Raw genomic sequence first — 15,186 nt, forward strand, 5'->3', positions numbered from 1 at the left:
CTTCTGTATAATTCCCCTTATCCATGCGAAAGCACAGATATTATTTAATTATAGTCCCCGTTGCCGGTGGCTCTCACCCCACCGAGCAGACTTTTTGTTACCGGCGGCTCTCACCCCGCTCGGCTCTCTCTTATTGTTACGCTCTCTGCTCACTCAAAGTCCCCACATAACTCTCTCTCTTTAGCAGTATAAAACTGCTTAACTTCCCTTGACTGAAATCATTATACGTTCTTTTGTCTTCTGTGGCTAATATATACAGAAAACGGTTAGTTATAGTCTAATCCTATAACTAACCGTTAAGCAACCTGTTCGACTTATAAGAACGGCTTTACACTCTTTGTTTCTGCTCACCGTTTTAAAATCAAACACTTTGTGTATTTTTCTTCAATGCCTCAATATATTGGCGACAGTATTTACCGGCTGCTACTTTATTATGCAAGATATAACCGATTTCAATTTTCTCATCCACATCAAGAGGAATGGCCAAAATATTAGGACCATTTAATTTTTCACTAATAATGCCGGAACAAATCGTATAACCGTCAAGACCGATTAATAAATTAAACAAGGTAGCTCTGTCACAAACTACAATATCCTTGGCACTGTCGCAAGTGCTCAATATTTCTTCTGAAAAATAGAAGGAATTATGTTCACCTTGTTCATAAGAAAGCCGCGGAAACGGCGCCAAATCTTCCAAAGTTACCATATCTTTGGAAGCCAACGGACTAAACGAGCTGACAAACACATGCGGTCTGGCCGTAAATAAAGGATGGAATGTGAGATCATGCCGTTTAAATTCTTTACGCAAAATGGCTTCATTAAATTCATTAAGATATAAAATACCAATCTCACTACGCAAGCGCGCCACATCTTCAATAATTTCATATGTCTGTGTTTCACGAATACGGAAATCGTATTCATTCCCGCCATATGCCTGCAGTACATCAACAAAAGCTTCAACAGCAAAGGAATAATGCTGGGTGGAAACACAAAATTGATGTTTTACCGGCGTTTGCCCGAAATATTTTTCTTCAATCAGATTCGTCTGTTCAATAACCTGTCGGGCATATCCCAGAAATTCCTCTCCTTCGGTTGAAACAATAACCCCTTTATTGGTACGGGAGAAAATGGTAATCCCCAACTCCTGCTCCAATTCTTTAATGGCCGCTGTCAAACTCGGCTGAGCAATAAACAACTCCTTCGCCGCCTTATTAATTGATCCCTGTTTGGCAACGGTTACAATATATTTTAACTGCAATAGCGTCATATACCCACTTACCTCTGCTACTCTCTCTAATACTACAATATTTTTTCATACCGGATTTTAAATTTTTAAAATCGGCACCGACAAAATTCTCTATCTTTACTATAAAGGAAAACAAAAAGGACTGCAAGCATGGGAAAGTGTTTGCAGTCCATATAGGTTATTCAATTAAGCCACGCTACGTTTGGAACGAACAGCACGAGGGATAATATTGAAGGCCAATTGGTAAACAATGTAGCCGATAATAATAGCAATCGTACCGCCAATCATAGGCCCTTCACCGGACGCGTAGATTGCATATACAGAGTAAGCAATTGCTACAATGCTCAAACCGTAAATGCTGCGACGAGTGAATTTGGAAGCGCCTTCGACTTTTAATAATTTGTTAACGGCAATGCAGCAGAGAATATAAGGGAATACATTCGTTACAACAGCCAAGTTAACGAGGTTTTCAAACTGACGGCTCAAAGATTCGTTCATGGTCATGAAGGCCAAGATAGATTGAATCGTTAAGAGAATCAATAAACCGCGTACAGGTGCGTCAGCTTTGTTTACACGGCTGAATACTTTAGGGAACAAGCCTGCTTCAGCAGAGCTTTTGAAAACACGAGATAAAGTAAACTGCCAGCAAAGGATAGCACCGCAGCAAGAGATAACCATAGCAGCCATAACAATCTGGCCTACAGTTTCATTGAACATCTGCGCAAACACCATACCGAACGGTGCAGTGGAGTTCAATAAATCAACATTTGGTACAATCCCTGCCATAATATTAGTAGACAATACATAAATCACCGCTACTGCTAATGTGCCAAAGAACGTTGCAATTGGTACGTTTTTCTTTGGATTTTCTACAGCATCCATGTTAGCTGCTGCGGACTCAAAGCCCAAGAAACCCCAAAGAGTTAATGCGATGGATTCGCTAACTGCATCAAAGAAAGGCAGTTGGTTCGGATTCCATACAGCTGAATACAAACTCGGGTCAAACCAGAACCAGCCGAATACGCTGATGAATAATACCGGGATGATAGCCCCCCAAACTGTAATATTACTTATACGACCGGTTTTGGCATTACCGCCGAAATTAAGAACGGCAGCTAACCAAAGAAGCACGATAGTGGCTAAACTCATCTGTACCGGCGTCAAGGTTAAATTAAACAAAACAGCTGCGTAGCCTACTGCGGAAATCGCAATCGCTACGTTTGCAATTACAAGTGAAATGGCATAAGCATAGTTTGCCATAAAATGTCCGGTTCTGCCAAAAGAATACTCTGCATAGCCGCCAAGTCCACCGGTTTTTGTTGTGAACATGCCGCACTGTGCGAAAATGTGGGCCAATACTAAGGACCCTACGGCTGTAATCAGCCAGGACAAAACGGAAATGGTTCCTACTTCTGCAAGTTTAGTAGGCAACATAATAATCCCAGCACCCATCATGTTTGCTGCAACAAGGGTTGTAAGCTGGAATACAGACATTTTTTTAGCGGTGGTTTTCATGTATCAATCCCCTTTCTAATGTAGCTCAACATCTACAACTTAATAATCAGTGACCGCTATCGATACCAGTCCTTGCGGTTGTGCGTGGATGTGATATCGTATGAAACGTATTTCTATCTTTTATTTTATTTGACGACTTATTCTAACATCTATTGACAATTAATGAAAGTCTTTTTTTCAGTAAAAAAGGTCCACGAAACCTAGTCGCCATCAATGGTGGCAGCTGTTTTTCATAGGTCAATTCTCAAAGTGGGCATTATACCTGTCTTTTTAAAATTTTTACTCAAAATTTACCCCATTGGCGGACAAAAAATATTACACGAATTGAATAAATATATATAAATCTCATATTTTAAACGAGGAGAATTTATTTGAACCACAATAAGTCTCAATTTTAGTCTATTTTTTCCTATGCCGATTAGGTATTTTAAGGGTCTATTCCGAAATAATTATGACTTTTTTCGAACTAAAACAGGGAGTGTCCACTGTACAAAGACATGTAAAATCAACCCGCCCGAAAATTTCAAGTTCAAGCCATTGTCAACCGACAGTGAACACTTTTACATTTTATAATTACACAGTCTGTTAATAACTATTCGTAACCGCTTAATTATAATGCATGGCTTAAAATTAACAGTTCGTTAATTAGCTACCTGTACTTGGTACTCTTTCACGATTTCATCTTCAAAAACCTGCATAGCTTGCAACGTCTTGGTTAAAAGCTCATCCAATTCCCAGCCCAGACGATCGGCCCCGTTTTTAATGACATCACGGGAACAACCGGCGGCAAATTTCTTATCCTTGAACTTTTTCTTCAAGCTCTTAAGTTCCATATCCTTCGTTGATTTCGACGGACGCATCAAGGCAGCTGCCCCGATTAAGCCGGTCAATTCATCGGCTGCATAGAGCCCATTTTCCATTAATTCTTTCGGATCCCAATCAATGCAGATACCATAGCCGTGACAGCAAATCGAATAAATTTCATCATCAGCTACACCGGCGTTTTTTAAAAGTTCCTGCGCTTTAATACAATGTTCTTCCGGATACATTTCAAAATCCACATCATGCAACAGCCCTACCTGAGCCCAATAATCTGCCTCTTCACCAAAACCCAGCTCATTGGCATACCAACGCATAACGGCTTCTACCGTCAATGCATGCTGAATATGAAACGGTTCTTTATTATATTCTTTCAATAATGCCAAAGCATTTTCTCTCGTTAATGATGGTGTGTGCATACCCATACCTCCCTCAATTTCACGGCTCCATGGCATACTGCACCAAGCCGGTATAAAAAGATAGTGCACACCAAAAATCTAAACATCTCTTTGGTATGCACTATATAGTATAACATGATTAGACTGACCTGTAAAAAACAGGTGTATTGATAGCAAACTGATTCAGTCGGAATGATGGTTAAAAAAAGGCCGTCAGCCATACTGATTATACGTTTACGGCATCTAATTGATTGGCCCATTTAGCCAATTGAGCTTCTTCCTCAGCTACCTGTGCTTCACCGTTTTTACGTTGACGGGCCACACATTCAGGGGCGGTACCGCTATAATTTTTGCGGCCAGCCACGCAGGCTTCAATCGTAATAGCGTCTAAAATATCCGCTTCAAATACAGGTGAGATCTTTTTAAAATCATCCACTGTTAAATCCAATAAGACACAGTGATTCTGAATGCAATGCTGAACCGCTTCACCTACAATGGCATGAGCTTCACGGAACGGTACGCCTTTTTTCGCCAAATAATCAGCCATATCAGTAGCATTGGAGAAATCGTTGGCCAATACAGCATACGTTTTTTCGCTATTTACGGTCATCTGACGGAGCATATCCGCCGTGATAGATAAAGCGAATTGCAAGGTATCGATAGCATCAAAAATACCTTCTTTATCTTCCTGCAAATCCTTGTTATAGGTAAGTGGCAAGCCTTTCATCGTTGTTAAAAGGCCTAATAAATGACCGTAAATACGACCGGTTTTACTACGCACAAGTTCACATACGTCAGGATTTTTCTTCTGCGGCATAATACTGGAACCGGTGCAATGTGCATCATCAAGCTCAATAAAACCGAATTCCGTGCTGGACCACATAATCATTTCTTCGCTGAGACGACTTAAATGCATCATCGTCGTAGCGGCAAAATGTAAAAATTCAAGGACATAATCACGATCACTCACCGCATCCATACTGTTTTCGTAAATTTTGCCGAAATTCAATAGTTCCTGCGTATAACTTTGATCGATCGGATACGTCGTACCGGCTAAAGCACCGGCTCCCAACGGCATTACGTCGGCATGTTTATAAATGAGCGGCAAATGATCAAAATCGCGACTAAACATGGAGAAATAAGCCATCATATGATGCGCAAATAATACAGGTTGAGCCCGTTGTAAATGGGTGTAACCGGGCATAATCACGTCTTGGTGCTTTTCAGCCACTTCAAGCAAAGCTTTTTGCAAGTTCACCAATAATTCGCCCATGTGAACGACTGTTTTACGCACATACATATGTAAATCAACAGCCACCTGGTCGTTACGGCTGCGGCCCGTATGCAAACGGCCGCCCGCTTCACCGATAGCGTCAGTCAAGCGTTTTTCAATATTCATATGGATATCTTCAAGTGCCACAGAGAAATCAAACGTACCAGCTTCAATCTGTCCCAAAATATCGTTTAAACCGGCCACAATCGCATCACAATCGGCCTGCGAAATAATTCCCTGTTTCGCCAACATCTTGGCATGTGCTTTACTGCCTGTAATATCTTCCGCATACATCCGGGCATCAAAAGCGATAGAGGACGTAAAGTCCTCTACCGCTTTGTCAGTTCCCTTTGTAAAACGGCCACCCCAAAGTTTAGCCATTTATTTACCTGCTTTCTCTTTCATTAATGCATTAATTTTAAGCGGCAAACCGAAGAGATTGATAAACCCTTCTGCATCAGCCTGGTTATATACATCATCTTCTTCGAAGGTTACGAATTCCTGATTATATAAGGAATATGGTGATGTAGCACCGGCACTGATAATATTGCCTTTGTAAAGTTTCAAGTTAATCGTACCGGTTACGGTTTTCTGAGTTTCATCCACAAATGCCTGTAAAGCAGCCATCAATGGTGCAAACCACATACCGTCATATACGAGCTCTGCATATTTATTAGCTACCAATTCTTTGTAGTGGTAAGTAGCTCTGTCGAGGCAGAGGTATTCCAATTCACGATGTGCATACATGATGATGGCACCGCCCGGATTTTCATACACGCCACGAGATTTCATGCCTACCAAACGGTTTTCAACGATATCAACGATACCCACACCGTTAGCAGCACCCAACTCGTTCAAAGTCTGTAATAATTCGAGCGGAGTGCCGGTTTTGCCGTTAACAGCTACCGGAACACCTTCTTTGAAATCGATGGATACCATGGTTGGTGTATCAGGTGCTTCTTCCGGAGATTTGCAAACTAAATGTACGTCATTTTTAGGTGCATTGGCAGGATCTTCAAGGTCGCCGCCTTCATGGGATAAATGCCATACGTTCTGGTCCATGCTGTATGGATGAGATTTGGTAGCTACTACCGGAATATCATGTTTTGCCGCGAATTCCATGCAATCTTCACGGGATTTGAGTTCCCATTCACGCCATGGAGCGATAATTTTAGTATTTGGAGCCAATGCTTTAATAGTCAATTCAAAACGAACTTGGTCATTCCCTTTACCGGTTGCACCGTGGGCGATAGCATCAGCACCTTCGGCTTTAGCTACTTCAACCAATTTTTTGGCAATTAAAGGACGGGCAAAGGAAGTACCTAATAAATATTTACCTTCATATACAGCACCGGCTTTAACAGTCGGCCAGATGTAATCGGCTACGAATTCTTCTTGAACGTCCAAAATATATGCTTTAGATGCGCCGGATTTAATCGCTTTCTTTTCAACCGCTGCATAATCTTCTGGTTGACCGAGGTTACAGCATACAGCAATAACTTCACAGCCGTAGTTTTCTTTTAACCACGGAATAATTACGGATGTATCAAGGCCGCCGGAATAGGCTAATACTACTTTTTTAATATCACTCATTATAAACACCTCTTTGAATAATCAGTTACTTAAGTTGCTATCTTTCATGTGTAACATTATACATAGTTGTGAATATTAATACAAGTATTTTTGCAAAAAAATACAGAAATTTTTATTTTGGCACATTATATTGCATCAACCCGTAACTTTCACCGCTGACCGAAGAGAAATAATGCGTGCCAACCGTCGCCTTAAGACCGCTGACCGCGCCCAGCACAAAGGCAGCCGTACGCAAAGTATATTCTTCGCCCGGCGGATAGCCTATATTCTGCAACTCACGCGGTTGTTGATCCCCTAACGCATACATAATATTAATATTGGTATCGAGGTTTTTATCTTCACCATTGACCCAATGATTAGGCAATAAATTAGCACTGCCGATAACGGCCACCTGGCGCCCCGATGACTGAGCCGCCAATTGTACCACCTTGCCGAATGTGTATAATTCCTCATAGCTTAAATGGCCCATGGTAAGGCGTACAATCTGCTTATTGCCAAGCCCCTGATCCGATAAAAAATGGAGCGGAATCGTCGCTGTATGATGTAAAAAATAATCATCCGTAGAAATAATCGGCAAACTGTCCAAAATACTGGTCATCGGAATACCCATACGCTCGCTGTGTTTGAGCAAGGCACCGTTAAATACACTGTCTGTTTCCATGCCCACCGTAAATGTCGTGCCGTTCGATAAAGGAATGGCACCGCGCAAACGCGACTGAGGACTGTAACCGATGGCATCATTTAAGGTCAGCTGATACCGGCTTAATATTAAAATAGTTTGCGGCTTGCTCGCTTTAATAGCCGCTGCCGCTTGCTCCATGGCACTGATTACTTCATTATACGCACTGCGATCGGTCGCCACCGCTTCATAATAGCGTAAAGGAGCCGGCCAAAAAGAAACACTAACAATACGACCCTTCATCGAAACCTCCTTATCAAACTCTATATCACCCTAAATCAAAAATTCTGATACTGACTCTTGATTTAAAGGCTATTCTATTTAAAACTAATCCAACACTCCTTATAGTATTTATTTTATTTTACTATGAATGTATGCAAAAACACTAGATTATTTTTTCACTTATGGTATGATAGAGCCATGAAACTATTATTTAAATTATTTATTACTCTTATCGTGTTAGGACTTGGTCTGTACTGGTTTGCCGGTTATACGCCAAACGAAACAGGCTCACAACGAAGCCCTTACACGACTCGAGAACAAACTTTAGAATCAACCGAAGACCAATTGAGCCGTACCGAGCGTATCAATCGTTTGTTCCACTTCAAAGAGGCCGTTGAAAAGGCTCTTAATCAACGAGTACCAAGTAATCAGCGCGTGAAAGGAGACGAAATCAGCCAGAATTTAAAAGATGCGTTGGTTGCTACTGAAGATAAACGGTATTACGAACACGGTGCCATTGATGTATTCGGCATTGGTCGGGCGTTTTATACTAATTTAACCGCCGGCCATACCGTCGAAGGTGGCAGTACAATTACCCAGCAGTTGGTAAAAAATCTTTTCTTATCATCCAAGCGTATTATGTCGCGCAAAGTAGAAGAAGTGATTTTAGCATATCTGATGGAATTGTATTATACCAAAGACGAAATTTTGACTATGTATCTTAATACAATATATTACGGTAATAATTATTATGGTATTGAACAAGCGTCTAAAGGCTACTTCAATACTACACCGGCTAAACTGACCTTAGGTCAGGCAGCTTTAATGGCCGGCATGCCGCAAGCACCGTCCTATTATAATCCGATTACCAATTTTAAAGCGGCTAAAGAGCGGCAGCGTACGGTACTTACCTTGATGACTCAGCAAGGTATCATTTCCAATCGGGAAGCAGATAAGGCCTATTATGCCAATCTGAATTTACAAAAGAACGCCGCTACAGATGATGAACTCAAAGAGACCACCACGCCTAATCATAGCAATACCGGCGACTCTGACAGTTCTAACTCCCAAAATAACTCCGATACTCGACCAAGTAAATCGAGCACGAGCCAATCACCAAATAAATTCTCAATTGATGAGTAGACCTAATTCCAAAAGCTCATATAACTCAAAGGCAACCACTGTTGCACCGCTTTCCCAAAAGGAACAGCCTTATACAACAAGTGGTTGCCTTTTTGCTTTTTGAGTAACAGACTATTACATTTGATCAGCCTGTAATTTAGTACATTTTTTAGCAGCTCTATCATAGGTATAAAGCCCCGAGTGAGTAATATGTGCTTCTTCCAGTATAGTCAAAATTTTGGCTAGGTCAGCCTGCGCACAAAGAATACAGAGACCACACATATTATGTAATGCCTCGGGAGTCGGTATCAACTGCAACTTAATACCTTCCGCCAGCAACAATTTCTCTGCCTTATAAGCAAAGTAATAATTAGTAAATACTATTAAACTTTCCATAATCGGCCTTTCTCGTATCTGGGCAATGCCCTGCTACAAAGTTATCATCGACTCTGTGAGCATCGCTTCCGTAATGGCATAAAGATTAGTAATGGAGCCGACAGCTACCTTTTCTTTCAAGCCGTAAAAATCAAGGCAAATGCCACAAGCAGCAATATCGACACCGGCTTCAACCAAATTTTGTAAGTTTTCAAGATGTGGCGACTCTTGTGTCACCATTTTAACACCGCTGTTAATAAAATAAATTTTAGCCGGTTTCACATCAGATTCCGCCAAGCAGAACATAAACGTTTTCATCAAGGTGCGTCCCAGCGCTTCATTTCCCTCACCTAAATAATCTTTAGTAATTAAAAGAACTTTGCCGCCGAAGTTTTGATGGGAATCAAGAACTGAAGGATTTTCTTTTCCAATCACTGCAGAGTCTTTGGCCGCCGACGGTGTCGCAACCGTCTCAGTTAATACCGTTGTATTCTTAGCTCCGGCCGGAACCAAAGTTAAATAATGTGTTTTATCATCAGTCACAACGGTTACCTCACACTGTCTGGACTTACCGAACTTGGTCACATTGTCACGACTCACTTCATTATCTACAAGGGTTGTAATAACCGCCCCCGGATGTTCTTCCATAGCCTTTTTGGTAGCAATAACCGGCATCGGACACAACGATCCGCACATATCAACTACAACACTTCCCTGTACAAGCCACTCTTTTTTCACATCATTCGGTACTTCTTTCATAGAGCTTGCATCAACTCCATAGACCGCCTTAATCTCATCGGACATAAACGTCAAAATCTCCTCTCGCTACGACCTTGCCAATCACACGAGCCGCACTCACCCCTGATTGACGCAAGGATTCAACCAATTCTTCCGCCTCTGTCGCCGGAATTGCCAACAATAACCCACCCGACGTTTGCGGATCAAAACAAATATCACTCCATACCGGTGCAAGCTCAGCCAAACCGGCCACAGCCGTAACAGCTTTACGATTACCGTATGTAGCTGCCGGAACCAGCCCCATCTCGGCGGCTTCTGCCACATGAGGGAACAAAGGCAATTTAGCCGTATCAATTTCCAAAGATACGCCGCTACTTGCGGCCATTTCTGAACCGTGTCCCATCAAACTAAAGCCGGTAATATCAGTGCACGCATGGATCGTAAAATTTTGTGCTACTTCACATGCGATTTTATTAAGGCTACTCATACTCGCCACAGCCGCCTCGGTGCCTGCCGGGAACAATCCCCCCTTTAAAGCGGTACTCATAATCCCTGTGCCCAAGGCTTTTGTTAAAACCAGCACATCACCTTCACGAGCTCCGCCATTTTGCCAAACTGCTTTAGGATTTACTTGCCCCGTTACGGCAAGGCCGAATACAGGCGTTTCGTTTTCAATACTATGACCGCCCAACACGACCACACCGGCCTCTTCAAGTATCTCCATGGCACCTTTAAGGACTTCCGTCAAAGCGCCGGCTTCTACAAGCGGCACCGGAAATCCCACGATATTAAGTGCCGTCAAAGGCCGACCGCCCATAGCATACACATCACTTAAACTATTGGCTGCCGCAATACGACCAAACATATAAGGTTCATCTACAACGGGTGTGAAAAAATCAACCGTCTGCACCATGCCGACGTCATCACTTAAAACATATACCCCTGCATCTTCCGCACCGCCCATGGCCGTTAAAACATACTCATTCGTAGGAAATTTTACCGACTGAAGCACGGAGTTCAATATATGAGGTCCCAATTTACACGCACAACCGCCCTTCGCGGCATACGGCGTCAATTTAATCAACCGCATCACCTTCCTGTACTTTGTCCGAGGAATTAACATCAACGTTAGACTCCGCAGAAACCTTTACCGTTTCTGCTTTTCTTGCCGCTTCGGCCGCTTCCGCTTCAGCCGAACGCAACACAATCTTTTTAACAGCCTTCTCAAATTTAGGCCGGGACAGCATCACTTGATGTCCACAACCTTGACAAACAATCGTGAAATCCGTGCCGATGCGCTTAACCTCCCATTCAGCACTTCCGCAAGGATGAGACTTTTTCATTTTTACCACATCACCTACATAATATCGTACAAATGCCATTGCATATCCCCTTCTTCGATTCACAATTAATAAATTCAAAATGTGTTTCTTGCTTTTAATAATGCTCGCTAATTGAACCTTAATTATTTTCTATTATATACCATTTAACTCTGTATGCCGAACACATTATATGCAATACACCATAGTATTCGTAATATAAACCAATCAGAACATACCCAAACAAAGTCATTTTCCCTATAAAATGCCGAGACATGTATAAACTTTAATTCCTACTAAAATATAGGAATTCTCATTTTAAAACTTGAATCAGTGACATTCATTCTCAATCGTAACATTATGACCACCATGGTCACTTCTGAACTCCTATACTCCAAAAAGTCAATAAATACGCCTATTGATAAGCATTATCAAATAAAACTTTTTTATTTTTTTCGAATTTCAAGGCTTGATTTTCTCAATTTCATGGGCTATAATGTAATCAACAATGATTATTTATTAGTTTAAATTGTTGTGAAGTATAAGTGTATTTCAAAGCTATTGTAATTTTTTACTTTATTATGTAAGTACATTATGTATTGTGTCTAAGTTGTCACAACAAAAAGGAGAGATTAACATGTCAGAATTAAAAGGTACAAAAACTGAACAAAACTTACAGGCCGCTTTTGCCGGTGAATCTCAAGCCAATCGTAAATATACATATTACGCTTCTGCAGCTCGCAAAGCCGGTTTAAACAAAATTGCCGATTTCTTTGAAGAAACTGCTGTAAACGAAAGTGCTCATGCTAAAGTTTGGTTCAAATTGTTACATGGTGGCGATGTTAGTGCTGATGCTGCTGTAAACTTAAAAGATGCAGCTGCCGGTGAAAACTACGAACACACTGAAATGTACCCTGAATTTGCTAAAGTAGCAAAAGAAGAAGGTTTTGCTAAAATCGCATTCCTTTTTGAACAAGTTGGTAAAATCGAAGCTCGCCATGAAGAACGTTATCTTGAACTTTTAAGCTATGTAAACGGCGGTAAAGTATTCAAACGCGAAGAACCGGTTGCTTGGATTTGCGCTAACTGCGGTTACATCCATGTTGGTACTGAAGCTCCTCAGGTTTGCCCTGTATGTGCTCATCCACAGGCTTTCTTCTCCCAACACAGCGAAACTCTTTTATAATTTGATGTAAGTAACAATTTAGAATATACTCAAGTGAGCAAATTTTAAAGTAAGCAAGTGTTATTTATATTTATAACAAGTGTTGTCTAAGGAAATAAGTTTTTCTCTCACTATATGTATGTAAAGTTCAAAATGTTGCTAACGCCAAGTGGCGTAACATAATTTAAGAAACCAAGTGGTTTCAATCAAAAGAAAAAAGCTCCTTTCGGAGCTTTTTTCTTTTTGAATTTTAGCTATCTATTACGTTATAAAACAAAGCAGATACACCTAAATATATAAAATAGCGGCGTCATAAGGCGCCGCTTTATAAATCCTATATAATTATGTATGCAACATGCCATCCTTAAACTGCCAACGACTATCGCCTACAGCATTCGCTTCCGATTCATTATGAGTAACCCACAAACAAGGGATACGCCATTCCTTAATAATAGCTACAATATCATTCTGTACCTGTTCGCGCAATGTCCAATCTAAAGCCGATAAGGGCTCATCTAAGAGCAATATGCACGGTTTAGCATATAAAGCTCTCCCCAAGGCCACACGCTGTTGCTCACCGCCGGATAATTTGCCGGCTTTCGTATTAGTATATTGTTCTAAATGGAGCCGTTCCAAAATTCGACTCAATAACTCTTCATCACCACGTTTACTATACGTGATATTATGAACCACGTTCATATGAGAGAATACCACATTCCCCTGTGGCATATACCCCACTTCACGACCCTGCGGTTTTACAAATATATTTTTCTCTTTATGAAACCAATAGATTCCATCATGGCGAATAAAACCGTCTTTTGGCTTGATGAGTCCGGCCAAACTTTTTAGCAAAGTAGACTTGCCATTCCCGGAAGCCCCTGTTAGGGCTGTAATTCCTTCATTTAACGCACCCTTGCCCTGTACCAGAATGGTAGGACGTTGTACTTTAATATCAAATTCTATCATACTGTCTCCTACCGTTCTTCCCGATACTGGAATAAAGATCCCTTGGTAATAAAATGAACCGTCCATAATAGCCCCAACGTAAGGGCACATATATAGAGAACCAAGGTAAAGGCCCCTTCATAATCACCGAATTCGACCAAGGAATAAATCGCAAGCGGCATAGTACGAGTTACACCCGGAATGTTACCGGCAATCAGAATAGTGGCACCAAATTCGCCTAAAGCACGACTAAAGGCTAAGATACTGCCTGTTAAAATACCTTTCCACGCAAGCGGTATAGAAATCGTAAAGAAGATACGAAGCTCCGATGCCCCTAACGTACGTGCCACATCCTCAACCGACGGATCAATGGATCCCAATGCGGAACGCACAGTCTGATAAAACAAAGGAAAACCGATAATCGAAGATGCCAGCACCGCTCCGGCTTTAGCAAAAACAACCTGCCAGCCATTAGCATCGAGCCAAGCGCCAAAACTATTACCGGGAGTAAATATAACAAGTAACATAAAGCCCACTACTACCGGCGGCAATACAAGCGGCAAAGTAACGACGGAGTCAATCAATGCCTTACCGGGAAACGAATAACGTTTTAAAATATAACAAAGCAACAATCCTACTACCATTATATTAAACAGTGCTATACAAGCTACTTCCAGTGATAGCCATAATGGAGTCATACGCCACAACCTTTCAAAAGAACCCTATAATCTGCAACAGGCGGTTCACACCTGAACCGCCTATGCATTCTTATATACTCTGTCAATGACTGTTCGTCATTTTATTTTGCGCTGTTAGCTACACTGGTGAAACCGTATTTTTGTAAAATTTGCTGAGCCTCGTTGCTCGTTAAGTATTCATAGAATTGCTGTGCCAATTCATTGTCGTACTTAGTTACAATACCGATAGGATAACGGATTGGAGCATGGCTGTCATTTGGAGCAACCGCCGCCACTTCTACACGATCTTTTAAATCCATTGCATCTGTCTTATATACAAAACCTGCATCAGCAGAACCTTCGGCTACATAAGCACCTACGGCTTTAACATCTTTAGCGTAAACGATTTTGCTTTCTACCTGATCCCAGAGGTTCAATTTAGTCAAAGTCTGTTTAGCATATTTACCGGCCGGAACTGTTTCAACCGTGCCGATGGCTAAACGGTTAACGCTAGGTAATTGGTCAATAGTAATTTTTTCTTTACCCTTAGGTACGATTAATACCAAAGAGTTTTCTACCAATGGTTTTACTTTAGTAACTAAGTTCTTTTCTTTCAATTGGTTCATATTTTTTTCGTCAGCGGAAATGAAAATGCTGGCCGGAGCGCCGGTTTCAATTTGCTGACGTAATGTGCCGGAGCCGCCGAAATTAAGGGTAATCTGTGTCGGATCCAAGTGACGCGACTTCACAAAATTATCCTTCAATTCATTAGCCGCCGCTTGCAAGCTGGCCGCCGCCGACACCGTAATTGTTTGCGATTTCGTTGCCTGATCATCCTTTTTATCCGACTGAGTCCCACCACAGCCGGCTACAACCAAAGCCATAGCACTTAATGCAACTAACAACAACTTTTTGTACCGTTTCATATACATTGCCTCCTTTTTCCCGTCCCATTCGGGCTTTAACATTACGTTTACAAAGCTACATTACAGAGTATATATCCGTTACATCATCATTTGAGCGACTATTTGTCAACTCATTATATTCTTATTATGACATAAATATTATTAAATTCAAAGGTTTTAATTCCCTATTTTTTA

Annotated in this window: 14 protein-coding genes and 1 pseudogene; 2 read left to right on the forward strand and 13 right to left on the reverse strand. The window is 41.3% G+C overall.

The window, feature by feature from the left end; translation table 11 throughout:
- Positions 1-361: 361 nt before the first annotated feature.
- The 6 genes from EO126_RS06420 to EO126_RS06445 form a co-directional block, all read right to left on the reverse strand.
- Positions 362-1,267, reverse strand: coding sequence for a LysR family transcriptional regulator (locus EO126_RS06420; protein WP_006555970.1), 906 nt, complete (start codon positions 1,265-1,267; stop codon positions 362-364).
- Between the two features lie 165 nt (positions 1,268-1,432).
- Positions 1,433-2,761 carry a putrescine-ornithine antiporter gene (gene potE, locus EO126_RS06425; protein WP_006555969.1) on the reverse strand — a complete coding sequence of 443 codons (1,329 nt, stop codon included), beginning with the start codon at positions 2,759-2,761 and terminating at the stop codon, positions 1,433-1,435.
- A gap of 641 nt (positions 2,762-3,402) precedes the next feature.
- Positions 3,403-3,999, reverse strand: coding sequence for a hydrolase (locus tag EO126_RS06430; RefSeq protein ID WP_127008049.1), 597 nt, complete (start codon positions 3,997-3,999; stop codon positions 3,403-3,405).
- A gap of 205 nt (positions 4,000-4,204) precedes the next feature.
- Positions 4,205-5,632 (reverse strand): argininosuccinate lyase, encoded by a 1,428-nt coding sequence (argH, locus tag EO126_RS06435; RefSeq protein WP_006555967.1) that lies wholly within the window; start codon positions 5,630-5,632, stop codon positions 4,205-4,207.
- Complete coding sequence (locus tag EO126_RS06440) at positions 5,633-6,844, reverse strand: argininosuccinate synthase (protein ID WP_006555966.1); 1,212 nt, start codon at positions 6,842-6,844, stop codon at positions 5,633-5,635.
- Positions 6,845-6,956: 112 nt separating this feature from the next.
- Entirely contained in the window at positions 6,957-7,766 is an 810-nt protein-coding gene (locus tag EO126_RS06445; protein WP_006555965.1) for a class III extradiol ring-cleavage dioxygenase family protein, read from the reverse strand.
- 177 nt (positions 7,767-7,943) lie between these two features.
- On the opposite strand from EO126_RS06445, the gene EO126_RS06450 reads away from it, so the two are divergent.
- Positions 7,944-8,888 carry a transglycosylase domain-containing protein gene (locus EO126_RS06450; RefSeq protein WP_127008051.1) on the forward strand — a complete coding sequence of 315 codons (945 nt, stop codon included), beginning with the start codon at positions 7,944-7,946 and terminating at the stop codon, positions 8,886-8,888.
- Between the two features lie 114 nt (positions 8,889-9,002).
- Here EO126_RS06450 and EO126_RS06455 read toward each other — a convergent pair whose 3' ends face one another.
- From EO126_RS06455 to EO126_RS10945, 4 genes and pseudogenes are all read right to left on the reverse strand, one after another.
- A complete protein-coding gene (locus EO126_RS06455; protein ID WP_006555963.1) occupies positions 9,003-9,263 on the reverse strand; it encodes a putative Se/S carrier protein in 261 nt (86 codons plus the stop codon).
- Positions 9,264-9,296: 33 nt separating this feature from the next.
- Positions 9,297-10,001 (reverse strand): sulfurtransferase-like selenium metabolism protein YedF, encoded by a 705-nt coding sequence (yedF, locus tag EO126_RS06460; RefSeq protein ID WP_051018261.1) that lies wholly within the window; start codon positions 9,999-10,001, stop codon positions 9,297-9,299.
- 34 nt (positions 10,002-10,035) lie between these two features.
- Positions 10,036-11,070 (reverse strand): selenide, water dikinase SelD, encoded by a 1,035-nt coding sequence (gene selD / locus EO126_RS06465; RefSeq protein WP_127008053.1) that lies wholly within the window; start codon positions 11,068-11,070, stop codon positions 10,036-10,038.
- A gap of 91 nt (positions 11,071-11,161) precedes the next feature.
- A pseudogene (locus EO126_RS10945) lies at positions 11,162-11,362 on the reverse strand (DUF951 domain-containing protein); the annotation flags it as partial.
- Positions 11,363-11,936: 574 nt separating this feature from the next.
- On the opposite strand from EO126_RS10945, the gene rbr reads away from it, so the two are divergent.
- On the forward strand, positions 11,937-12,485 hold the full coding sequence (rbr, locus tag EO126_RS06475; RefSeq protein WP_127008055.1) for a rubrerythrin: 549 nt from the start codon (positions 11,937-11,939) through the stop codon (positions 12,483-12,485).
- Between the two features lie 321 nt (positions 12,486-12,806).
- On the opposite strand, the gene EO126_RS06480 is transcribed toward rbr, so the two are convergent.
- From EO126_RS06480 to modA, 3 genes are all read right to left on the reverse strand, one after another.
- Positions 12,807-13,430 carry an ATP-binding cassette domain-containing protein gene (locus EO126_RS06480; RefSeq protein ID WP_127008057.1) on the reverse strand — a complete coding sequence of 208 codons (624 nt, stop codon included), beginning with the start codon at positions 13,428-13,430 and terminating at the stop codon, positions 12,807-12,809.
- A gap of 8 nt (positions 13,431-13,438) precedes the next feature.
- Positions 13,439-14,107, reverse strand: coding sequence for a molybdate ABC transporter permease subunit (gene modB / locus EO126_RS06485; RefSeq protein ID WP_006555957.1), 669 nt, complete (start codon positions 14,105-14,107; stop codon positions 13,439-13,441).
- A gap of 101 nt (positions 14,108-14,208) precedes the next feature.
- Positions 14,209-15,012, reverse strand: coding sequence for a molybdate ABC transporter substrate-binding protein (gene modA / locus EO126_RS06490; protein WP_127008059.1), 804 nt, complete (start codon positions 15,010-15,012; stop codon positions 14,209-14,211).
- Positions 15,013-15,186 lie beyond the last annotated feature (174 nt).

Source organism: Veillonella seminalis, assembly GCF_003992065.1.
Classification (GTDB): Bacteria; Bacillota; Negativicutes; order Veillonellales; family Veillonellaceae; genus Veillonella_A; species Veillonella_A seminalis.

Coding starts and splice junctions, on each gene's coding strand:
- EO126_RS06420 (WP_006555970.1), bottom strand. CDS start 1,267: ATGACGCTATTGCAGTTAAAATATATTGTAACCGTTGCCAAACAGGGA.
- potE (WP_006555969.1), bottom strand. CDS start 2,761: ATGAAAACCACCGCTAAAAAAATGTCTGTATTCCAGCTTACAACCCTT.
- EO126_RS06430 (WP_127008049.1), bottom strand. CDS start 3,999: ATGCACACACCATCATTAACGAGAGAAAATGCTTTGGCATTATTGAAA.
- argH (WP_006555967.1), bottom strand. CDS start 5,632: ATGGCTAAACTTTGGGGTGGCCGTTTTACAAAGGGAACTGACAAAGCG.
- EO126_RS06440 (WP_006555966.1), bottom strand. CDS start 6,844: ATGAGTGATATTAAAAAAGTAGTATTAGCCTATTCCGGCGGCCTTGAT.
- EO126_RS06445 (WP_006555965.1), bottom strand. CDS start 7,766: ATGAAGGGTCGTATTGTTAGTGTTTCTTTTTGGCCGGCTCCTTTACGC.
- EO126_RS06450 (WP_127008051.1), top strand. CDS start 7,944: ATGAAACTATTATTTAAATTATTTATTACTCTTATCGTGTTAGGACTT.
- EO126_RS06455 (WP_006555963.1), bottom strand. CDS start 9,263: ATGGAAAGTTTAATAGTATTTACTAATTATTACTTTGCTTATAAGGCA.
- yedF (WP_051018261.1), bottom strand. CDS start 10,001: ATGAAAGAAGTACCGAATGATGTGAAAAAAGAGTGGCTTGTACAGGGA.
- selD (WP_127008053.1), bottom strand. CDS start 11,070: ATGCGGTTGATTAAATTGACGCCGTATGCCGCGAAGGGCGGTTGTGCG.
- rbr (WP_127008055.1), top strand. CDS start 11,937: ATGTCAGAATTAAAAGGTACAAAAACTGAACAAAACTTACAGGCCGCT.
- EO126_RS06480 (WP_127008057.1), bottom strand. CDS start 13,430: ATGATAGAATTTGATATTAAAGTACAACGTCCTACCATTCTGGTACAG.
- modB (WP_006555957.1), bottom strand. CDS start 14,107: ATGACTCCATTATGGCTATCACTGGAAGTAGCTTGTATAGCACTGTTT.
- modA (WP_127008059.1), bottom strand. CDS start 15,012: ATGAAACGGTACAAAAAGTTGTTGTTAGTTGCATTAAGTGCTATGGCT.